The organism is Pantoea sp. X-Soil-ISGK-275 (genome assembly GCF_059730795.1).
This window is the reverse complement of sequence record NZ_AP035977.1, coordinates 818,930-839,139: the sequence shown is the minus strand read 5'-3', so window position 1 is coordinate 839,139 and position 20,210 is coordinate 818,930. Positions and strand designations below refer to the sequence as shown.

At 55.8% G+C, this 20,210-nt stretch carries 19 protein-coding genes and 1 pseudogene; 8 read left to right on the top strand and 12 right to left on the bottom strand.

Annotation, left to right across the window (positions count from 1 at the left end; genetic code table 11):
- Positions 1 to 106 precede the first annotated feature (106 nt).
- The gene (gene ahr / locus AC6I8A_RS23350) at positions 107 to 1,123 is read left to right on the top strand and encodes an NADPH-dependent aldehyde reductase Ahr (protein ID WP_497819328.1); all 1,017 of its coding nucleotides are present in this window, start codon (positions 107 to 109) and stop codon (positions 1,121 to 1,123) included.
- Positions 1,124 to 1,274: 151 nt separating this feature from the next.
- On the top strand, positions 1,275 to 2,291 hold the full coding sequence (gene ahr / locus AC6I8A_RS23345) for an NADPH-dependent aldehyde reductase Ahr (protein WP_497819327.1): 1,017 nt from the start codon (positions 1,275 to 1,277) through the stop codon (positions 2,289 to 2,291).
- A gap of 50 nt (positions 2,292 to 2,341) precedes the next feature.
- Here ahr (AC6I8A_RS23345) and AC6I8A_RS23340 read toward each other — a convergent pair whose 3' ends face one another.
- From AC6I8A_RS23340 to glsB, 3 genes are all read right to left on the bottom strand, one after another.
- A complete protein-coding gene (locus tag AC6I8A_RS23340; protein ID WP_497819326.1) occupies positions 2,342 to 4,072 on the bottom strand; it encodes a DUF2534 family protein in 1,731 nt (576 codons plus the stop codon).
- A 41-nt stretch (positions 4,073 to 4,113) separates the two neighbouring features.
- Complete coding sequence (locus tag AC6I8A_RS23335) at positions 4,114 to 4,560, bottom strand: DUF2946 domain-containing protein (RefSeq protein ID WP_497819325.1); 447 nt, start codon at positions 4,558 to 4,560, stop codon at positions 4,114 to 4,116.
- A 219-nt stretch (positions 4,561 to 4,779) separates the two neighbouring features.
- Positions 4,780 to 5,703 carry a glutaminase B gene (gene glsB / locus AC6I8A_RS23330; RefSeq protein ID WP_175501710.1) on the bottom strand — a complete coding sequence of 308 codons (924 nt, stop codon included), beginning with the start codon at positions 5,701 to 5,703 and terminating at the stop codon, positions 4,780 to 4,782.
- 145 nt (positions 5,704 to 5,848) lie between these two features.
- Between glsB and AC6I8A_RS23325 the strand changes: the two genes are divergently transcribed.
- Positions 5,849 to 6,199, top strand: coding sequence for a cupin domain-containing protein (locus AC6I8A_RS23325; RefSeq protein ID WP_497819324.1), 351 nt, complete (start codon positions 5,849 to 5,851; stop codon positions 6,197 to 6,199).
- Here AC6I8A_RS23325 and AC6I8A_RS23320 read toward each other — a convergent pair.
- Positions 6,196 to 7,392, bottom strand: coding sequence for an L-talarate/galactarate dehydratase (locus AC6I8A_RS23320; RefSeq protein WP_497819350.1), 1,197 nt, complete (start codon positions 7,390 to 7,392; stop codon positions 6,196 to 6,198). The two genes, AC6I8A_RS23325 and AC6I8A_RS23320, sit on opposite strands and share 4 nt — an antisense overlap.
- 198 nt (positions 7,393 to 7,590) lie before the next feature.
- Between AC6I8A_RS23320 and AC6I8A_RS23315 the strand changes: the two genes are divergently transcribed.
- Together AC6I8A_RS23315 and AC6I8A_RS23310 are read left to right on the top strand one after the other, a co-directional pair.
- On the top strand, positions 7,591 to 8,604 hold the full coding sequence (locus AC6I8A_RS23315; protein ID WP_497819323.1) for a LacI family DNA-binding transcriptional regulator: 1,014 nt from the start codon (positions 7,591 to 7,593) through the stop codon (positions 8,602 to 8,604).
- A 91-nt stretch (positions 8,605 to 8,695) separates the two neighbouring features.
- Positions 8,696 to 9,160: a heme-degrading domain-containing protein gene (locus AC6I8A_RS23310; protein WP_497819322.1), complete on the top strand. Its 465-nt coding sequence runs from the start codon at positions 8,696 to 8,698 to the stop codon at positions 9,158 to 9,160.
- A gap of 56 nt (positions 9,161 to 9,216) precedes the next feature.
- Here AC6I8A_RS23310 and AC6I8A_RS23305 read toward each other — a convergent pair whose 3' ends face one another.
- From AC6I8A_RS23305 to AC6I8A_RS23275, 7 genes and pseudogenes are all read right to left on the bottom strand, one after another.
- A complete protein-coding gene (locus AC6I8A_RS23305; RefSeq protein ID WP_497819321.1) occupies positions 9,217 to 9,495 on the bottom strand; it encodes a helix-turn-helix domain-containing protein in 279 nt (92 codons plus the stop codon).
- Positions 9,485 to 9,803 (bottom strand): annotated as a pseudogene (locus AC6I8A_RS23300) (type II toxin-antitoxin system RelE/ParE family toxin). Before AC6I8A_RS23300 ends, AC6I8A_RS23305 begins: the two are co-directional and overlap by 11 nt.
- Positions 9,804 to 9,974: 171 nt before the next feature.
- Positions 9,975 to 11,288, bottom strand: coding sequence for a c-type cytochrome (locus AC6I8A_RS23295; protein ID WP_497819320.1), 1,314 nt, complete (start codon positions 11,286 to 11,288; stop codon positions 9,975 to 9,977).
- 2 nt (positions 11,289 to 11,290) lie between these two features.
- Positions 11,291 to 13,060, bottom strand: a complete 1,770-nt coding sequence (locus AC6I8A_RS23290) for a GMC family oxidoreductase (protein ID WP_497819319.1) — start codon at positions 13,058 to 13,060, stop codon at positions 11,291 to 11,293.
- Positions 13,061 to 13,078: 18 nt separating this feature from the next.
- The gene (locus AC6I8A_RS23285) at positions 13,079 to 13,807 is read right to left on the bottom strand and encodes a gluconate 2-dehydrogenase subunit 3 family protein (protein WP_293792493.1); all 729 of its coding nucleotides are present in this window, start codon (positions 13,805 to 13,807) and stop codon (positions 13,079 to 13,081) included.
- 207 nt (positions 13,808 to 14,014) lie between these two features.
- A complete protein-coding gene (locus tag AC6I8A_RS23280) occupies positions 14,015 to 14,839 on the bottom strand; it encodes a sugar phosphate isomerase/epimerase family protein (protein ID WP_479490835.1) in 825 nt (274 codons plus the stop codon).
- Positions 14,840 to 14,856: 17 nt separating this feature from the next.
- A complete protein-coding gene (locus AC6I8A_RS23275; RefSeq protein ID WP_497819318.1) occupies positions 14,857 to 15,870 on the bottom strand; it encodes a LacI family DNA-binding transcriptional regulator in 1,014 nt (337 codons plus the stop codon).
- Between the two features lie 405 nt (positions 15,871 to 16,275).
- Between AC6I8A_RS23275 and AC6I8A_RS23270 the strand changes: the two genes are divergently transcribed.
- The 3 genes from AC6I8A_RS23270 (at position 16,276) to AC6I8A_RS23260 (ending at position 18,845) form a co-directional block, all read left to right on the top strand.
- On the top strand, positions 16,276 to 17,454 hold the full coding sequence (locus tag AC6I8A_RS23270; protein WP_008108027.1) for a Gfo/Idh/MocA family protein: 1,179 nt from the start codon (positions 16,276 to 16,278) through the stop codon (positions 17,452 to 17,454).
- 8 nt (positions 17,455 to 17,462) lie between these two features.
- On the top strand, positions 17,463 to 18,404 hold the full coding sequence (locus tag AC6I8A_RS23265; protein WP_497819317.1) for a sugar phosphate isomerase/epimerase family protein: 942 nt from the start codon (positions 17,463 to 17,465) through the stop codon (positions 18,402 to 18,404).
- Between the two features lie 96 nt (positions 18,405 to 18,500).
- Positions 18,501 to 18,845: an ArsR/SmtB family transcription factor gene (locus AC6I8A_RS23260; protein WP_256699109.1), complete on the top strand. Its 345-nt coding sequence runs from the start codon at positions 18,501 to 18,503 to the stop codon at positions 18,843 to 18,845.
- On the opposite strand, the gene AC6I8A_RS23255 is transcribed toward AC6I8A_RS23260, so the two are convergent.
- Positions 18,838 to 20,028, bottom strand: a complete 1,191-nt coding sequence (locus AC6I8A_RS23255; RefSeq protein ID WP_497819316.1) for an MFS transporter — start codon at positions 20,026 to 20,028, stop codon at positions 18,838 to 18,840. The genes AC6I8A_RS23260 and AC6I8A_RS23255 overlap by 8 nt on opposite strands.
- Between the last annotated feature and the right edge of the window lie 182 nt (positions 20,029 to 20,210).

Sequence of the window (20,210 nt, the reverse complement as noted above, 5' to 3'; positions counted from 1 at the left end):
GCGGTTTTAACACGTTAAAGCGGCTAAGTGACGGATTTATGGTCAAGAGCGGGAAACACGCTCTGCTAGACTTGCCCTGTCAAAAACCTGGATACAGAGGACAGTAATGAAAATCAAAAGTTATGCCGCCTTGAACGCGGGTGAAGCGCTGGTGCCTCACGAGTACGAAGCTGGTGAACTGGCTGCTGAAGAGGTGCAGGTTGAGGTCGATTACTGCGGTGTTTGTCACTCAGATTTGTCGATGATTGATAACGAGTGGGGCATCTCCTCGTTCCCGGTGATTGCCGGCCATGAAGTGATTGGTCGCATCAGCGCCTTAGGCGACGCGGCGCAAAACAAAGGTTTGAAAGTGGGCCAGCGCGTGGGCATCGGCTGGACAGCGAAAAGCTGTCAGCACTGTAATGCCTGTATCAATGGCGAGCACGTCAACTGTGAAAACGGTTCGGTGCCAACCATCATGAATAAAGGCGGTTTTGCCAGCCATCTGCGTGCCGACTGGCAATGGGTGATCCCGCTGCCGGAAGCGATGGATTACACTTCGGTGGGTCCACTGCTGTGTGGCGGCATCACCGTATTTAAACCGCTGTTGATGCATCATGTCACCGCAACCAGCCGCGTTGGCGTGATCGGCATTGGCGGCCTGGGCCACATGGCGATTAAATTGCTGCGTGCGATGGGTGCAGAAGTGACGGCATTCAGCTCCAACGCCAGCAAAACCGAGTCGATCAAAGCGATGGGCGCGGACCGCGTGGTTAACAGCCGCGACCCGCAGGCGCTGAACGCGCTGGCTGGGCAATTTGATTTGATCATCAGCACGGTAGCCGTCGATCTCGATTGGGCTCCGTACTTCCAGGCGCTGGCACCGCACGGTAAATTCCACACCGTCGGCGCAGTAATGAAGCCGTTTGAAGTGCCGGCGTTCAGCCTGATTATGGGCGATCGCGCGGTGACCGGTTCTTCTACCGGTTCACCAGGCCAGCTGCGTTCACTGATGAAACTGGCATCGCGTGCGGATATCGCGCCACAGGTGGAAGAGTTCCCGATGTCCAAAATCAACGAAGCGTTGGATCACGTGCGCGCCGGTAAAGCCAATTACCGCGTAGTGTTGAAAGCCGATTTTTAATACGTCAAGCGGTGCGCATTACTGCGCACCGATTTACCTATCGCACCTCCCTCCCAAACAGCATCCTCAGCCTTAATCCCCTGATTGTTCGGCATATAATGACGCATCGCTTTGATAAACTGCTGTCACCCAACCCAACTCGAGGACAGCAATGAAAATTTCCAGCTATGCCGCTCTGCAAGCGGGTGAGGCGTTGGTGCCTTACGAATACGATGCCGGTCCAATGGCCGCTGAGGATGTGCAGGTTGCGGTAGATTATTGCGGCGTCTGCCATTCCGATTTATCGATGATCGATAACGAATGGGGCGGCTCGCGCTATCCGCTGATTGCGGGTCACGAAGTGATTGGTCGTGTGGTGGCTTTGGGTGATGCGGCGCAAAACAAAGGGCTGCACATCGGCCAGCGCGTGGGCATTGGCTGGACAGCGAAAAGCTGCAAGCACTGCGATGCCTGTATCGAAGGCGATCAGGTGAACTGCGAAAACGGTAAAACCTCTACCATCAATAATCACGGCGGCTTTGCCAGTCATCTGCGCGCTAACTGGCAATGGGTGATCCCACTGCCGGACGCGCTGGATATCGCCACCGCTGGGCCGTTACTCTGCGGCGGTATTACCGTGTTTAAACCGCTGTTAATGCACAACATCTCCGCCACCAGCCGCGTCGGCGTGATCGGCATTGGCGGTCTGGGGCATATGGCGATCAAACTGCTGCGGGCGATGGGTGCGCACGTTACGGCGTTCAGTACTTCAGCCGCGAAAACTGATTCGATTAAAGCGATGGGTGCCGATCGGGTGGTAAACAGCCGTGATCCGCAGGCGTTGAGCGCGCTGGCCGGGCAGTTTGATCTGATTATCAGCACCGTGGCGGTGGATCTGGACTGGAAGCCGTACTATCAGGCGCTGGCGCGCCGTGGCGCGTTCCATACTGTGGGCGCGGTGATGAAGCCGTTTGAAGTGCCGGCGTTCAGTTTGATTGTTGGTGACCGTGCGTTAACCGGATCGTCAACCGGTTCACCGGGCCAATTGCGGGCGTTGCTGAAATTGGCATCGCGTACTGACATCGCGCCGCAGGTTGAAGCGTTCCCGATGTCGCAGGTGAATGAAGCGCTGGAACATCTGCGTGCCGGGAAAGCGAACTATCGCGTGGTGTTGAAAGCGGATTTTTAAGGGCGGTGCAGGTGGTAAAAAAGGTCGCCATGGATGGCGACCCTACGAAATTAGCCTCGGTCATCCTTTTCGCCGAGGAAGAAATACCACAGCGGGATTGACGTCAGTGCGGTAAACACCGTGGTGTACAACGCAATCATAAAGCCCTGCGTGATGTACATGGTCAGCGACCAGTGGCTGAACGGAATGCCATATTGATCGATAACGCCGCCGATAATCGCATTGCTCATCACCGTGCCGACAATCAGCGCCAGGATGAACAAACCGCGCAGGAAATAGCGCATCTCTTTACGCTTCACGGCAAAGCGTGCGCGAATAATGCCCAGCGGAGATTGCTGTGAGGCCAGCAGCGCGGCTTCATCAAGCGGCGCGCGTTGCTGTTTACGCCAGCGCAGAATATCCAGCAGCAGGAACGCCAGCAAACTCGCGCCCATCACCGGCAGCGCGTAACCCAACGCCAGCGCCAACATTAACCACGCACCTTTGGCGTAATGCGGCAACGCCATCCAGGTTTCGGTCAGGGTTTGTGCTGGATTCGCTTCGACATCTTTTGGCCGGCGAATCCACCACATGCGATAACCGAGCACAATCATGCTGCATAAACCAAGGCCAAAGAACGCCAGCAGCAGCTGATTGGGCAATCCAAACAGCACGCCCATGTGCGCATCCACACCCCAGCGCGTCAGCTTCGCCACCAGCGGGAAACGGGCAAAGTAGACGTGATCCACCACGCTAAAGTCTTGCGGATTCACTGACACCGCATCCACGTGCGTTGGCCAACTGCGGTCGATTTCCGTCACCGCCCACGCTTTGTCAGCGCTTTTCGGCTGACGCAATTCGAGCTTCGCTGCGCTCAGCCCATCCTGACGCGCCGCGTTCAGAACGCGATCCCAGTCGGCATCGGCAGCGTTATTACGCACCGGTTTGGCGGGCGCCGCCGCCGGTTTGGTCATGGATGACATCGGCATGCTCATGCCCGACATATCCGCCCTATGCTCGGCGTGCGGATCGGCTGGTGCAGCAGGCGCATCGCTATTCAGCGAGGTATTGACTTGTGGCGTCAGCCAGTTCAGTTCAGTACGCATGCGATCGATATTGCCGCCCGCCCACTGCGACCACGTCAGGCCGGTCACTGAGAAGAACACCAAACCGATTGCCAGCGTCAGTCCGAGCGTGACGTGCCAGTGTCGGCTGAAGGCGAAGCCACTGCGCGGCTGTTTCAGCTTCCGTTTCGGACGCGTTCCCAGCCACAGCACCACGCCACCCAGCGCCGCCACCCACAGCCAGGACGCCGCCAGTTCGCTGTAGTTGCGACCGAAATCGCCCAGCAGCAGGCTGCTGTGCAGCAAGTCGATGGTGGTGCGCAACGGCAATACGCCGCTGGTGCCGTAAACCGGCATATCGCCTTTCACTTTCAGGCTATAAGGATCGATAAATACCGCACGCGACAGCGATGCACCGAGCGTGGCGTCGCTGAATTGCACCCGCGTGGTGTCCGTTGCGTGCGGCGCAGGACGCACCGCGTAAATGTGTTGATTTTCTCCCGCATAAGCGCGGGCCGCGCTGATTTGCGCGGACAGCGGCTGCGCGTTGCCATGTGGTTCAGCAGTTAGCGCATCGGCATAAATCAGGTTTTCCAGCTGAGGCGTTAACACATAAAGCGTGCCGCTGAGCGCCGCAACGAAGATGAACGGGGCGACAAACAGACCAATATAAAAATGTAAGCGACGTAGCAAATTAAGCACCGCGCCGCGCGGTGCTGCAGAGTGAGCAGCAGACAAAGCCGTCTTCCTTCCAAAAAGAAATTGTCTTAGCACATCGCTCAAGCCGAGCGTGCGCTGCAATAAATGAGGTCAGCAGGAAGCGGTGCAGGCGGGGCGCGCGGACGATGAATGCTGCTAAAGCGACGCACAATCGGCGCAACCACGCGGGGCAGCGGCGGGGCGCGTGAGATCACCATGATCAGCCAGATGAACGGAATAAACACCCACATCAACAGCGGGACATGCACCAGCAGATCACAGTAGCCGCAGGCAAACTCGCCGTCGTCCATCATGTGATGGCTCATGCCGGGCATCGGCATATCCGCCATCATCATTTCATGATGGCTCATTGAGCTATCCATCATGCTGTGCTGCGGCATTGACCGCAGCTGGCTTTGACGCTCCATCAACGTTTTCGACACAATCGGCGCGACGAACAGCAGCAGCACCGCCACAATGGCGACGCAGGCAGTGAAACGCTGGCGGAAGTGATGTGTAAACGTCATGGTTGCTAGTGGATGATTCCGTAAATGAGGCGGAAGTGTAACGCGAATGCCGTTGGTGGGTTAAAAAAATAGAGGTTATTTAAGTAAAAATTCGCACCTTTTGAAAATAATCACTTAAAGAGATGTGGCCGTTAACGTTAATGCAACCTGTTAAATACAGAGTGGAAACAATATGATGTGGTCGCCATGAATGGCGACCCTACGGTGATTCAAGGCGCCTTAAAAAATCGATCTTCCCAGTCGTTCGGTAAGTTTCTCCAGCAGCGCGGTGCCTGCTAAGGAGTTACCCGAATGATCCAGCGCGGGCGACCAGACTGCGATACTCATGTCGCCAGGGATCACCGCAACAATGCCGCCGCCGACGCCCGACTTCGCTGGCATACCCACGCGCCAGGCGAATTCTCCGGCACCATCGTACATGCCGCTGGTCATCATCAAGGCGTTCACCTGACGTGCCTGGCGCGGTGAGATCACCGCTGATTCATCATCCTGAGTGCGGCCCTGATTGGCGAGATAGAGAAAGGTGCGCGCCAGTTCTTCACAACTCATCGCTAACGAGCAGTAGTGAAAATAGGTTTCCATCACTTTGCTGACATCGTTATGGAAGTTGCCAAAGGATTTCATCAGCCAGGCAATGGCGGCATTGCGTGCCGAATGTTCGTATTCAGAGCGCGCGACGACGCGGTCGTAATTGATGTCGTTTTGCTGCGCCAGACGACGCACAATTTCCAGCATGCGCTGACGCGGTGCTGTCAGGCGGCTTTCCAGCAGATCGCACATCACCAGCGCACCGGCATTGATAAACGGATTGCGCGGTTTGCCTTGTTCCAGCTCCAGCTGCACTAGCGAATTGAACGCCTGGCCGGACGGCTCTTTGCCGACGCGTTGCCAGATTTCACCATCCTCATACAAGGTGAGCGCCACGCTGAGTGACAACACTTTGGAAATTGATTGGATGGAGAATCGCGTCGCGGCATCGCCGGCCTGAAAACAGCGTCCGTCAGGCGTGCAAATGGCGATGCCGAGCTGATCGGCATCCACGTCGGCCAGCGCCGGAATATAATCCGCCACTTTCCCCTGTTGGGTGAGCGGGCGAACTTCGCTGACAATCTCTTCTAGCAATGCATTACTGAGTTCCGACACCTTCACGCTCCATGTAGCCATTCGTGGCCAGGATGATGGTGATTTGCGTGCAGCGCGTCAATCGGCGGCGCGAAATTCTGTGAGCCTTCTGGGTGAAGCCTGCGTTACAGTGCGAGCTGATTTCATCAAATGTCGAGCTCGCGCGATGATAACCAACCTGTTTCGCGATTTCCCCGCCGCCGCACAGAACGGCAGCGCAGAGACGTTCGAAGCGCTGCTAACGCAGCCCAATCTACACATCGAACGCATCGTTTCCACCGGGCAAGCCAGTCCACCGGATTTCTGGTACTGCCAGACGCAAGGTGAATGGGTGATGATTTTACAGGGATCGGCAGGATTGCAGCTAGAAGGGGAAGCGCAGGAGCGTCATTTGCAGGTTGGCGATTTTGTCGAGATTCCCGCAGGCTGCCGCCATCGCGTCAACAGGACGGACAGCAGCGGCCCAACGGTGTGGCTCGCGGTGCATTACGGCGCGATTCCGCCTGATTTGGCCTAAGGTCGCTTGCCGACGCTGTGCGTCAGCGTGGTCCAGCGCCGCGCCTGCTCGCTCAGGCTAAAGCCAAGGCCGTGACGATCGGAAATCAGCATGCGGCCATCGCGCAGTTCCAGCTGCTCATTGAACAGCGGATTGAGCCATTCAAAGTGCTCCAGCCAGGGTTCAATCGGATAGGTTGCCGCCAGGTGAATGTGGATCTCCATCGCGAAATGCGGTGCCAGTTTGCGGCCATGCCGCGCTGCCAGATCCATGATCTTCAGGAAAGGCGTGATGCCGCCAACGCGCGGCGCGTCGGGCTGCACGAAGTCGCTAGCATTGCCCAGAATCAGCTGTTCATGCTCGCGGAAGCTGGTGAGCATTTCCCCGGTGGCGATGGGCGTATCCAGCGCGGCAGTCAGCGCGGCGTGGCCCTCGACATCGTAAGCATCCAGCGGCTCCTCAATCCACACCAGATTAAACTGCTCCATCTTGCGGCCCATGCGGATCGCCGTTTCGCGATCCCATTGCTGATTGGCGTCAACCATCAGCGGGAAATCATCGCCCAGCGTTTGGCGCACCGCGGTTAATCGACGCAGATCTTCAGCGGTGTTGGGCTGACCGACTTTAAGCTTGATGCCGCCAATGCCACTTTCGCGTGAAATCGCCACGTTTTTGATCACCTGATCGAGAGGCGTGTGCAGGAATCCGCCGGAGGTGTTGTAGCACTGGACGGAATCGCGATGTGCACCCAACAGCTTAGACAGCGGCAGCCTGGCGCGACGCGCTTTCATATCCCACAGCGCGATATCAAACGGCGAAATCGCCTGCACTGCCATGCCGCTGCGGCCGACTGACGCGCCTGCCCACAGCAGTTTGGTGTAGATCTTGTCGATATCATTAGGATCTTCACCCAGCAGAGCGTCAGCAATTTCACAGGCATGCGCATAAATGCCCTGACCGCCGGCGCGTTTTGAATAGCTAAAGCCGATGCCTTGATAGCCATCGCGCGTTTCAATTTCCGCAACGATTATTGCCACTTCGGTTAATGGCTTTTGACGTCCGGTCAGTACTTTGGCATCGCTGACCGGCGTTGCCAGCGGCAAAAATACCAGCGACAAATGGATCCACACAATACGATCGCCGCTGTCCGTGGCGTTGCCTGTAGCCTGCGTTTTGGCGTAGCTCACGGCGTTAGAATTCACACTCGACATGATGTTCTCCGGTAAATGATTGCGCTAACATTTTTGGTCCGCATTGCACTATGTGCCAGGAGTTAGGTTTAGTTATGTCTTGATGATCACACTTTTACCATTCTGCAATAATAATGATAGCCCTAACATTTTAGCGTTGAGCTGTTGTCACGTCTCACCAGACTGCTATGCTAGCGGCATCTGCATGAACCGTGAGCTGCCATGAAACCAACCAAACTGGTGCGCAAAGGCGCGCCAACGCTGGAAGATGTTGCCCGCGTCGCGGGGATTTCGCCGATGACGGTCAGCCGGGCGTTAAATTCGCCGCAGCAGGTGCGGCCGGCGACGGTAGCCAAAGTGAAAGCTGCCATCAGCGCCACCGGCTATATTACTAACGCCCAAGCCGGCAGCCTGGCGAGCAATCGCAGCCGCTTAATCGCGGTGGTGGTGCCGCAAATTAATAACAATATGTTCGTTGATACCATTCAGACGCTGAATGACACGCTCAGCGCGCACGGCTATCACATGCTGTTGTGCGTCACCGGCTATGAGACTGAAACCGAGGCAGAAACCGTGGCGACGCTGTTGTCGCGGCGTCCGGATGGCATCGTGCTGACCGGCATTCATCACAGCAGCCAGTTGAAAAAAGTGTTGTTGCAGGCCGAAGTGCCGGTGGTGGAGATCTGGGACATGACGCCAACACCGATCGACATGCTGGTGGGTTTTTCCCACGAAAAGGTCGGCGCGCGTGTGGCAGCGTACCTCGCAGAACGCGGTTATCAGCGACCAGGTTTGATTTGGACCGATGACCGCCGCGCGCTGCAGCGCAAGCAGGGATTACTCGATGCGTTAGCCGCTCAAGGCATTTCACCGCAAGTTGATGCGCCGATAGCGCTGCCAGCGCTGATGCAGCGCGGGCGCGAAGCCTGCGCTCAACTGCTGGATGCGCATCCTGATGTCGATGTGCTGGTGTGCAGTTCCGATACCCTGGCGCAAGGCGCATTAATGGAAGCGCAGGCACGTGGAATAAACGTGCCAAACCCACTGGCGGTGATTGGTTTTGGCGATCTGGATTTTGCCGCAGCCAATTTCCCCGCTATCTCGACGGTGCGCATTGAACGGCATCGCATGGGACAATTAGCGGCTGAGCAACTGCTGAACCGGCTGCGAGGCAATATTGTTGAACATCCCATTATCGATCTTGGCTTTGAGATGGTGCCGCGCGATTCCGGTTAGCGAATCTGAAGTGAGAAGCTCATCACATGCGAAAAATATCTTCCATGTTATAAAATATGGAAAATTTATTTCAAATTGAGAGGTTCCTATCATGTCATCGCTGCCGTCCCTTGAAACCTTGCTACAGCAGGAAGCTGAGCATCGTTTACCGCAGTTTGATTTCGATTTAGCGTGGCAAATCGGCCAAAGCATCCAGCAGCGTGCCCGTGAAGACAATGCGCCTGTGGCTATCGAAGTCTATGCGTTTGGACAGGTGCTGTTTCTGGCTGCGTTGCCAGGATCCGCTCCAGAAAATCTGGAATGGATGCGTCGCAAGCGCAATACCGTGCTGTTGACCGGTCATTCATCTCTGTATCTGGGGCTTTTCAATGAGCAAAAGGGCGAGCGTATGGCAAAGCAGGCTTATACTCGCCAGGAAGATTACACCGATCACGGTGGCTCTTTCCCGCTGCTTACTGTTCAAGGCGCGATCATCGGCGCAGTCACCATCAGTGGTTTACCCTCCGAAGACGATCATGCGTTGGCGTTGTGGGGGATTGCCCAACTGCTGCGTTGAGTCTGGTCGAATAAAGAACGCCGGAAATCAAAAAATGGCCTCCGGCGTAATAATTCTCAAAATAACAGCGTTGCTGAGCCAACGCCGCACGCTTTGGCGTATCGCGCGAGAGTATCCAGGCTGGCAGAGGTGATGTTTTTTTCCATGCGCGAAACGGTTGGCGGTTTTACTCCCATTCGCTCAGCTACCTGAGCGCTGGTTAAACCCGCATTCTGCCGCCACTGTTTGAGTAGCGATTGCATCCGCGATTTACGCTCCTCAGCTTCCCATGCTGCACGATATTCGGGATCTTGCAGCATCTCTTCATGAATTTGATTGTGAGTTTTATATTTCATTCTGCATTTCCTCCAGCCTTCGCAGGGCTTTCTCTATTTCTGATGATGGTATTTTTTGACTCTTCTTAATGAAAATACGCAGCATGTAAATTTTCTGTGCTCGCTGATACACCCAAAGTCCGCGTGAGATCGCTACCAGACGTTCTAATCTCATACAGCCCATTTCCCAATGGTTTTGTATGAGGTTCACGGAGACTGCAAGGATCGGTTTGCAGTCGATTGACGAGTTTTACAAACTTCACGCGAATGATTGGCGGTAATGACCTGAGTTCATCCTCAGCTGCTTCATGGTAGATAACCTCGAACACTGGCAGGGCCTCCGTGCGATAATTCTAACGGTGATTTGGTATTAGCTCAACAGCTAATATTAGCCTTTGAGCTAACGATTCACGCTTAATCGAACGAAAGTTTAAAAGTATTTAAAAAACAAAAACGCCCGATGCGATCAACACATCGGGCGTTTTAATTCGCAACAAACACTATTTCATTGCCGGGACTTTCAACTTATCCCCTGCGCCGGTGATTTTGCGCAGATCGGCGACCTGGCTGGCCTTCACTTCCGCAGCCTGATTTCCCCACGAATTTCTCACGTAGTTCAGCACATCCGCCATCTCCTGATTGTTAAGTTTCCACGAGAATGCCGGCATGCCTGCGGACGTGGGGCGGCTTTCGGTGTGCGGCGCACGGGCACCGTCCAGCAGCGCGTGGATCATGTTGGTGGGATCGTTCTGCATCGCGCCATTGCCCGCAAAGGCGGGCACCATGCCGGTGATACCTTCACCCGACAACCCGTGACACGCCGAACAATCCACTTCATAGCGCAGTGCCGCCTGATCGTGACGCGTTTTATCCATCACAAACCCGGCGGATTTCGGCGTGGAAGAGGCCGGTAAGCTGCGCAGATAAGTGGCGATAGCGTGCAAATCGCGATCGTTAAAATACTGCGTCGAGTGCTCAACCGCTTCCGCCATTGGACCCGCCGCCACGCTTTCGCCGTTAGAGCCGGTTTTTAGATAGTCAGCGATCTGTGCATCGCTCCACTTGCCAATGCCAGCGTGAGGATTTGGCGTGATATCCGGCGCGTACCAGCTGCCCAGATTGCCGCCTTGCAGGTACTGGCTGCTGATTTCGCCGCCCAATGCGTTGCGCGCGGTGTGACAAACGCTACAGTGCGCCGGACCATCAACGATGTATTTGCCGCGATTCCACTCGTCATTCTGCGCAGTTTGCGGCTTGAACGCGTTGTTATCGAAGAACAACAGGTTCCAGCCCGCCATCGCCAGACGAATGTTATACGGGAAATTCATGCCCGCATTCTCATCGATGGCGTTGTGCACCGGTTTTTTCGCCGAGAAGTAGGCCCAAAGATCGTGCATATCGCCATCGCTCATTTGGGTGTAAGCGGTGTACGGCATCGCTGGATAAAGGAAGCCGTGTTCGCCGCGTCCCTGACGCACCGCGTTGAAGAAATCGCGCTCGGTCATGTTACCGATGCCGGTTTCACGGTCTGGTGAAATGTTCGAGGTCTGCAGCGCGCCAAAGGGCGTATCGATTTTGTAGCCGCCGGAGAAGTCCGCATTGTGACAGGCGGCACAGTCGGCGAGGCGCATCACGTACTCACCGCGTTTGATGGCGGCATCGTCGTTGCTGTGGAAATCGGCCAGCTGCACCTTGTCGTCGGCAACGTTGGAGCGCGCGCTGTCTAACACCACCCACAACCGGCCGGACGCCGCGATGCCTGCAATCACCGCCAGCGCGGCGAGCGTGTAGGTAATTTTCTTTGCTTTCGCCATGATTACGCCCCCACCAGCGGTGCCGGATTATGGATGTACTTCTGGTGGATCGCCTGCGCGGCGCGCACCGCCAGCGCACCAATGGTAATGGTGGGGTTATAACCGCCGTTGTTCGGGAAGGCGGATGCGCCGACCACAAACAGGTTGTGCGCATCCCAACTTTGCAGATACGGATTGAGTGCAGAAGTGCTGGGATCGGCGCCCATCACCGCGCCACCTATGGTGTGCGAGCTGTGCTGCTTATACGGATTCCAGCTTTTCTCCGCCTGGTTATCCACCACGATATGCTGGCCGCCGGTCTCTTTCATGATGTTGATAGCGCGATCGGTGACGTACTTCGCCATGCGCACATCGTTCTGGTTCCAGTCGAACGTGGTGCGGATCAGCGGCTGGCCATGACGATCTTTGTAGTTAGGATCGAGATCGAGATAGGCTTCGCGCATCGGCATTGAGGTACCCTGGCAGAAGATGGTGCCAGCGGTTTGGTAATCACGCTTGTAACCCGCTTTCCACTCGCTGCCCCAGCGTTTGGTGCCCGGACGCAGGCCGTTCATGTTCTGAATCGGACGGCCGTTGGTGGAGAAGCCCATGATGCCCGCGCCGCCGATAAAATCGAGATCGCTGTGGTCGAAGTTATCGCCATTGAAGTCATCAATCTGCACCGCCAATGCGCCGCCGCCGATGAACGGATTCATGTATTCGTTATCAAAGAAGCCGGTGACGCTGGAGCAGGTTTGATAGTTGTAGTTACGGCCAATGGTGCCGCGCCTGGTCAGCGGATTGTATTGCTCGCCCACGCCGGAGAGCAGCATCAGGCGCACGTTATCCATCTGATAAGCGGTGATGCAGACGATATCCGCCGGTTGGAAGCCTTCCACGCCATCCTGAGTAATGAATTTCACACCTTTCACCGTTTTACCGTCGTCATGTTTCACGGCATGCAGCACTTCGGTTTCGGTCAGCAGCGTGAAGTTTGGACGGCGCATCAGCACCGGCAGAATGCAGGCTTGCGGCGATGATTTGGAGAAGTTGCCGCAGCCGTGGAAGTCGCAGAAGCCGCAATACGTACACGGACCCATGCTGACGCCGAGCGGATTCACATAGGCTTGCGACAGGTTACCGGCAGGCACCGTGAACGGGTGATAACCCATATTCTCGGTGGTTTTGCGGTACTTGCTCATCCAGTGCGTATCTTTCAGCGGCGGGGTAGGATAGTCGCGCGAACGCGGGCCTTCGAAGATATTGCCGCCTTTTTGCGGCTGGCCGTTGAGATTGCTCGCGATACCGGAGGTACCCGCAATACGCTCGAAGCGATCGTAGAACGGTGCCATTTCGTCGTAGGTCACGCCCCAATCCTGCAGTTGCAAACCCTGCATCTTCTTCGCGCCGTAGCGTTCACGGGTTTGCTTCGCCACTTCAAAATCCCACGGCGTAAAGCGCCATGACATGCCCGCCCAGTGTGTGCCGGCACCGCCGACGTTCCAGCCAAACTGAAACGCGGACCAGTTACGCACCGGCGCCGCCAGCTGATCACTGCGGTTGCGGAAGGTGGTGGTTTCCACGCTCATTGGTTGCAGGATTTTGCGGCGCGTGTGGAAACGCAGTTCATCGGCATCAATGGCGACCGGGAAATCGGTCGAGGTATCGCGCCAGGCACCGCGTTCGATGGCGACCACGTTAAGTCCCGCGCGGGTTAGCTCTTCCGCCATCACCGAACCGGCCCAACCTAAGCCGACGATGACCACGTCAGCTTTATTTCTAACTAATGACATTGACTCAGCTCCGGCTATTTAATCGTTAGGAATCAGACTGACGGGAATAAGCGCCAGATTTTCGTTGCGGCGTTCGATATAAGGGCGATAGTCATAGCGTGCGCCAGGAAAACCGATCATTTTCCAGCCCACCATATTTTTATTTCCGCCATAAATCGGATCCGCTAAATAGCTTTCACGCGCGTTTTGCAGCATTAATTCAAACAGCGCCTGGCTATTCACGTCTTTTCCTAAATCGATCTTGCCGTCTTCCATTGCCGTCAGGAATATATCGATCTGTTCAGCTGATAAGGTATGCAATGAAGCCTGATGCTGTTGCTGCGCCCACTTTTCCAGCGCGGCTAAGCCGGTTAAATAGCGCGCTTTCGGCGGCGTGAGAAATTGCGGGCTGCCCATCAACGCCGCTTCATTTTCCGGATGCAGCGGCGCCTGCAAATAGAGCGCCGCGCCGGAGCCATAATCTCCGGCTAACTGGTTATCGAGGAACTCGATTGCGCCTGCTTCACTGGCGGATGGGCCAAGATCATCGGCGGGGATCAGGCGATCAAAAATGGCCGCCAGGTTTTGGCGGTCCAGCGGATTATTGAGCACCTGATAACCGTCTTGCCATGCGGGTTGCGGCAGGTGATCGGGGCTGAGTTTGGTTTCCAGCGGGACATTGTGCAGCTCTTTTGCCCGCAGTTGCGGCGCGACGGCGAGGGATGCCACAATTCCACTGAGCGAAAAGAGCGCTTCTCTTCGGTTCATCCTTCTTATCCCTTAATCTTCAAGACATGAATATTGACAGAGCACGACGTTCAGATATTTCAGACGCAATGACATCGCGCTAAATAGCGCGCAGGCGCTAGCAACGAATCTGCGTTCGTTATTATTTTTTCAGAGGTGGATTAATATTCGGTCTCCATTTATGGTGACCGTATTCGCGGGAAACCCGTTTATCGGGCGTCCTTTATGTTAATGAATATATTTATTCATATCTTCATAGCAGTGACGGGAAATATCCCACAGATCGTCTTCCCAATTCTGCGGACTTAACAGTTCCGGCGACCAAACGCCGTCGTAGCCGGTTGCTTTCACCGCCGCTACCCAGGCGGCAATATCGACATCGCCTTCGCCCGGCGCATAGTCGCGTTGTACCCACTCATCCCAGGCTTCGCCCGGTTTCGCCGCGCGACCATCGCAGAAATGCACGCCGTAAATCAGATCTTTATCCATGCGCGCCACTTCGGCAGGCGTGGTGCCGCCACCGGCATGCAGGTGCCAGAAATCCACCACCACACCGAGGTTGTCTTTGCCGCTCTGTTTAATCAGATCAAGCGCGTGTTGCAGCGAATTGAACGCGGTGAAGGCGACGACTTCAACCTGGAATTTGATGCCGTGCGGTGCGCCGATATCGGCGATGGCGGAGATATTCTCCAGCAGGATGGCATCACGCTCGTTAGCGGAAAGGTGATCGAGTTCGGTCAGCGCCATGATTTGCACTACCGGGCAACGCAATTCTACCGCGGCCTGGCAGATTTTTTCCGCTTCGCGCAGCAGTTCAGCTCGCGCTTGCGGTTCATGTCGACCAATGCGTTTCAGCGCATTGATGCAGGTAATATTGACGCTGTATTTCGCCATCAGATCGCGGTAGGCAGCATAGCTGCCACCGTTTTCCAGATAGCGATACAGGTGTTCTGGCAGGATTTCCAGCCCGCTAAAGCCTGTCTCATGGGCGATGCGTAACTGAGTGACGGCATTGCTGTACCAAACAGACACGCCATGCAACGACAACTTCATCTCTCCTCCTTGTTACCTCACGGCTTCAGGTGAGAGCGTCGAATACGCAATTCTCCCTGAGACCAAACGCCACCCGGAGTGGCACGTTCATCAATCAGCCGGTTCAGGGCTTCAGTGACGATCAAATCAATACGTTGGCTGAAAGTGGTGAGCTGCCAGCCGGGCAAGCTGGCTTCGTCGATGTCATCGAAACCCACCACCGCCATAAATTTGTTGCCTGCACCTTCGCGCAGTGCCGCCAGCGCGCCGAGCGCCAGCACATCGTTTTCGCAAAACAGCGCTTCTACCCGCTGATCGGGCGCGTGCGCGTTGAGATACTCGGTCAACACGTCGTAGCTGCGTTCGCGGGCGTATTCACCGGCGGTGAGCAGCACTTCCAGCGCTAAGCCAGCTTCGTTGAGCGCCAGTTGCAAGCCTTCTAAACGCAGCGTGTGATGGCTGCTGGTGGCCGGTCCCATCATGTAACCGATGCGCGTATAGCCTTGCGACAGCAGCAGTTCGCCCAGCTGTTTGCCCGCCTGCAATCCATCGACATTGACCACTTCAATGCCGGGTTCGTCGTTGTTACGGCACACCTGCACCAGCGGAATGTGGTGCATTTCACGCGCCACGGCGATCAGTTCATCACTCAGCACCGTGCCGAGAAACAGCATGCCATCGACCTGCAGCTGATCGGCCAGCGACAGCACCGCACGGTAGTTTTCACCGCTACCAATATTCAGCAGCAGCGCCATGTAGCCGCGCTGCTGCAGCTGACGGGTGACGGTGTCGAGCATCAGCATCGAGTGCGGATTTTTTAGCTCGTCGATCACCACGCCAATAATCTGAGTCTTTTTCTGCGAAAGGCTGCGCGCCAGCAGGTTAGGGCGGTAACCCAGCTCGGTAGCAATAGTGATTACGCGTTCGCGCGCTTTCTCGGAAATGGACGCGCCGGGCGTAAAGGCTCGCGACACCGTCCATTTCGAGACGCCAGCCAGTCTTGCCACATCGCTGGCGGTGGCTTTGTGGGATTTTGCGGTTGGTTTACTCATAGCACCTGCATAGGGGAAAAAGCGGAGACCCCCAGCATTGAACGTGAAACCCAACGGAAAATAAACACCTAAGCGCACGCATTTGGTGTAAAGCGCGACAATTAACCCTGTTTTTATGATGTTGCGATTATGTTTGATCTTTGCACCCGATTGCAACGTTTTTTGCAATCGGGTGCATTTCATTCACTTTTTGTGATCGCTTTCGCTGATTTGCACTTTGCCAGATTGACTAAAAAGTCGTCTTCGCCGACATTTTGCTCACCACAAAACAAGAAACATCATTAAAGGCTCACCTAGGTGGCTCATTTTGCACCCGGTAGCAAAAAGTAAAATACCTGAAAAACAATACCCAACATCTTACCTCAACCCATTTTGCACCCGAGTGCAAAACAAACAGGAGTTGTTATGCTCATTGGTGAAAAGAGTATTCCACGCCCACTGCGCTGGGCCATGATCGGTGGCGGTCGTCTCAGCCAGGTTGGTTATAAACACCGTTGTGGTGCGCTGCGTGATAACACGGCGTATCAGATGGTTGCCAGCGCCTTTGATATCGATGCCGAGCGCGGCCGCGATTTCGGCGTCAACTTAGGACTCGATGCGGATCGCTGCTACGCCACTTATCAGCAGCTGCTGGCCGAAGAGGCAAAGCGTGAGGATGGCGTTGAAGTGGTATCTATCGCCACACCAAACGGCACCCATTTCGAGATCACTAAAGCGGCGCTGAATGCCGGTATTCACGTGATTTGTGAAAAGCCACTGTTCTTCACCACCGCCGAAGCGCTGGAAATCAAAGCGCTGGCGGCGGCGAAAGGGCTGATTGTCGGCGTAACTTACGGTTTCTCTGGCCATCCGCTGCTAATGCAGATGCGGGCGATGATCGCCAATGGCGAAATTGGTGATGTGCGCATGGTGGAGCTGCAATACACCCACGGCTTCAGCGCCAATGACAGCGCCGACAAATTCAGCGAAGCGCAAAAATGGCGCGTCGATCCTAAAATTGCCGGTCCGTCGTTTGTACTCGGCGATATCTCTACGCACACCTTCTACATCTCACAGCTGGTGCTGCCAGAGCTGAAAGTGAAATCGCTGCTGTGCGATCGTCAGAGTTTTATTCCGTCGCGTGCGCCGCTGGAAGATAACGCCATGGTGCTGATGCATTACGACAACGGCGCGGTAGGGCGCATGTGGGCCTCATCCATTAACGCCGGTTCGATGGACAGCCAAAGCATTCGTGTGATTGGTTCGCGCGCCAGTCTGGAGTGGAGCGACTACAACCCTGGCGAGCTGAAATATGAAGTGCAGGGCCAGCCGAATCAGATCATGCATCACGGCATGCCGTACCTGCATGAAAGTGCTTTGGCAGATGAACGTCTGGGCGCACTGCATACCGAAGGTCTGGCGGAATCCTGGGCCAACATCTATTTGAAATTTGCCATCGCCATTCACGCCACCCAACAGGGCGACCAAAAAACTCTCGATAACCTGATCTATCCCGATATCAACGCCGGGATTGAAGGTGTGCGCTGGATCGAAAACTGCGTGCGTTCTGCGGACAACGGCGCGAGCTGGGTTAACTACGAATAAGGACTGCCATGAAACTCTCGTTTTGTACCGATAGCCTGGGTCATCTGCCGTTTGAACAGATGCTGGATAAATTGCTGGAATTGGGTGTTTACGGCGTTGAAATGACGACCGGCGGCTGGTCAACGGCACCGCATCTGCGTACCGAAGCGTTGCTGGCGAGTGCCACGCAGCGTCAACAGCTGTTGCAGGCGCTGGAGAGTCGCGGCATGTCGATTGCGGCGCTGAACGTGTCGGGTAATCCGCTCGATCCGGGTGAACTGGGCAACAAGCACAAACGCGATACGGAAAACGCGCTGGCGCTGGCCGGTGAACTGGGCGTGAAAAAAATCGTGATGATGAGCGGCCTGCCGCCCGCCAGCCCGCACGACACCATTCCAAACTGGATCACTTACACCGTGAGCTGGCCGCCGACACTGAAAAACTGCCTCGATTATCAGTGGAATGAAGTGGCAATCCCATACTGGCAAGGGCTGGTGCAGCGCGCTAAAGAGAGCGGCGTGGAGAAGTTTGCGCTGGAGAACTTCAGTTCGATGCTGGTGTGGAATCCGGAAACCTTGTTCCGCCTGCGCGACGCGGTGGGTGATATGGTTGGTCTGAACCTCGATCCCAGCCATCTGCTGTGGATGGGCGCGGACCCGATTGCCGCTGCGCGCGCGCTTGGCCCGGCGATTCATCACTGCCACGGCAAAGATGTGCGTCTGGAGCGCGGGCTGGTGGACATCAACGGTCTGCTGGAAACCAAACCGGTGGAAGATGTCGCCAATCGCGCGTGGAACTATGTTGCCGTCGGTTGCGGCCAGGATCTGCAGTGGTGGAAAGAGTTCTTCTCGGTGGTACGCATGATGGGCTACAACGATTGGGTATCGCTGGAGATGGAAGATCTCACCATGTCGGTGGAAGCGGGCGTGACCTCCTCGATTGCGGCGCTTAAGCAAACCATTAGCCAGTAATGTCAAACCCACGGCGGGCAAGCGCTCGCCGTGTTCTGTACATCGAGCCTTGCCTGCCTGATAATTCGTGGTTCACCCATAATTAAGAGGCACGCCATGCTGGAAAACCACCCACAGCGCGATGAAATCAGGCTGGAGAATGTGCTGGCGGCGTTGGGCAATCCGATGCGTATGACGGTGATCAGCATTCTGGCGGACGGCGGTGAACACACTTGCGGATCGCTGCTGAAAGGCGTCTCCAAATCCACCTTAACTCATCACTGGCGCGTGCTGCGCGAGGGCGGCATTATCTGGCAGAAACCCTCTGGCCGTGAAAATCTGCTGTCGCTGCGCCGCGACGATCTCGATGCCCGTTTTCCGGGTTTACTTGATTCGCTGTTAAACGCCACTCAGCAAGATCCCTTGACCCGCACCACGCTGGATGACTTCCAGGTTAAATAACCCGCGCCCGCCCAGCCAGCGTAGCCACAACCATCTGCAATCCGGCTATCACCAACAGCAGCATCAGCGGCCACTGCCAGTTGCCGCTAACATCATGCAGCAGGCCAAAACAGAGCGGGCCCAGCGCCGCTAATCCGTAACCGACGCATTGTGCCATGCCCGACAATTTCGATGCCTGCAAATGATCATGGGTGCGCAGATTAAACAGCGACAGGCAAATCACCATCGATGCACCGGCGCCGAGTCCCGCCAGAATCAGCCACAACAGCGCGTAATTTGGCGCGATTAGCAGACCCGCAACCGCGATAAAAATCGACAGCGAGGCGAGAAAACCAATCGCTCGCTGATCGCGCATTTTCTTCAGCGCACTCATGCAAGCCAGATTCGAAACGATGGCCACAATCTGATAGACAAACAGCATGCCACCCGCTTCCAGTTGGCTAATGCCGCTGTCTTGCGCAAAAGGCGTAAACCAGCCAATCAAGGTGTAAAACACCAGCGACTGGCAGGCCATAAACAGTGAAACCTGCCAGCCTAAGGCCGCGCGCCACGGTGAGCGCGTTGAAGTGCTGTTGGCGCTGTTTTTTGCCTGAGACGCAGGCTTCTTCAGATACGGCAGCCAGGCTAACAGCGCGACGATCGCCGGAACCAGCCACACTGCTAATGAGAGTCGCCAGCCCGCGCTACTTAGCTCTGCCAGCGGCACCACCACGCCCGACGCAATGCTGGCGGTGATTGCCATGGTCATCGCGTACAAGCCAACATATCGGGCGGTGTGTTCGGTGAAATCACGTTTAATCAGCGGCGGCAGGAGCACGTTGGCCGCCGCAATCCCCGAGCTCAGGATGATGGTTCCCGCCCACAACGCAGATTCACTGCCGCTGATACGCAGCATCGATCCCAGCGTGATGAGCAGTAATGCGCCCCACAAACTGCGCTCAAGACCAAAACGGTTGCCGAACCAGGCTGCAGGTGGCGCTAAGGTAGCGAACATCAACAGCGGCAAGAAGTTAATCACGCCCGCGGCACTGGCGCTCAGGCCAAACGTCAGCCGGATGTTTTCCAGCACCGGGCCGACCGCGGTAATAGGCGTGCGCAAGTTGGCCGCCGTCAGCAGCAGTAAGAACAGGAAAAAACCAGAACGACGCAGAACAGGATTCGCAGATAACGCGGTATGGGTCATATTTTCGCACCATAGCAATGAGGCAGACCGAGTCTGCTTATGGTGCGTTGGTTGACGTTAACGCTTACGCAGCGGCGATTGACCGCTGAAAGGAGGGCAATACTAACGAGTGAGTGGGGAGATGTAAAGTCGACGGATTATCGAGTGCGGTCATATTAAATTTGTCGCTTGCGCCATCGCTC

Bases quoted from the DNA above. Each gene is read 5' to 3' on its own strand.
- ahr (WP_497819328.1), top strand. From the start codon at position 107: ATGAAAATCAAAAGTTATGCCGCCTTGAACGCGGGTGAAGCGCTGGTG.
- ahr (WP_497819327.1), top strand. From the start codon at position 1,275: ATGAAAATTTCCAGCTATGCCGCTCTGCAAGCGGGTGAGGCGTTGGTG.
- AC6I8A_RS23335 (WP_497819325.1), bottom strand. From the start codon at position 4,560: ATGACGTTTACACATCACTTCCGCCAGCGTTTCACTGCCTGCGTCGCC.
- AC6I8A_RS23325 (WP_497819324.1), top strand. From the start codon at position 5,849: ATGATAACCAACCTGTTTCGCGATTTCCCCGCCGCCGCACAGAACGGC.
- AC6I8A_RS23315 (WP_497819323.1), top strand. From the start codon at position 7,591: ATGAAACCAACCAAACTGGTGCGCAAAGGCGCGCCAACGCTGGAAGAT.
- AC6I8A_RS23310 (WP_497819322.1), top strand. From the start codon at position 8,696: ATGTCATCGCTGCCGTCCCTTGAAACCTTGCTACAGCAGGAAGCTGAG.
- AC6I8A_RS23305 (WP_497819321.1), bottom strand. From the start codon at position 9,495: ATGAAATATAAAACTCACAATCAAATTCATGAAGAGATGCTGCAAGAT.
- AC6I8A_RS23295 (WP_497819320.1), bottom strand. From the start codon at position 11,288: ATGGCGAAAGCAAAGAAAATTACCTACACGCTCGCCGCGCTGGCGGTG.
- AC6I8A_RS23290 (WP_497819319.1), bottom strand. From the start codon at position 13,060: ATGTCATTAGTTAGAAATAAAGCTGACGTGGTCATCGTCGGCTTAGGT.
- AC6I8A_RS23285 (WP_293792493.1), bottom strand. From the start codon at position 13,807: ATGAACCGAAGAGAAGCGCTCTTTTCGCTCAGTGGAATTGTGGCATCC.
- AC6I8A_RS23280 (WP_479490835.1), bottom strand. From the start codon at position 14,839: ATGAAGTTGTCGTTGCATGGCGTGTCTGTTTGGTACAGCAATGCCGTC.
- AC6I8A_RS23275 (WP_497819318.1), bottom strand. From the start codon at position 15,870: ATGAGTAAACCAACCGCAAAATCCCACAAAGCCACCGCCAGCGATGTG.
- AC6I8A_RS23270 (WP_008108027.1), top strand. From the start codon at position 16,276: ATGCTCATTGGTGAAAAGAGTATTCCACGCCCACTGCGCTGGGCCATG.
- AC6I8A_RS23265 (WP_497819317.1), top strand. From the start codon at position 17,463: ATGAAACTCTCGTTTTGTACCGATAGCCTGGGTCATCTGCCGTTTGAA.
- AC6I8A_RS23260 (WP_256699109.1), top strand. From the start codon at position 18,501: ATGCTGGAAAACCACCCACAGCGCGATGAAATCAGGCTGGAGAATGTG.
- AC6I8A_RS23255 (WP_497819316.1), bottom strand. From the start codon at position 20,028: ATGACCCATACCGCGTTATCTGCGAATCCTGTTCTGCGTCGTTCTGGT.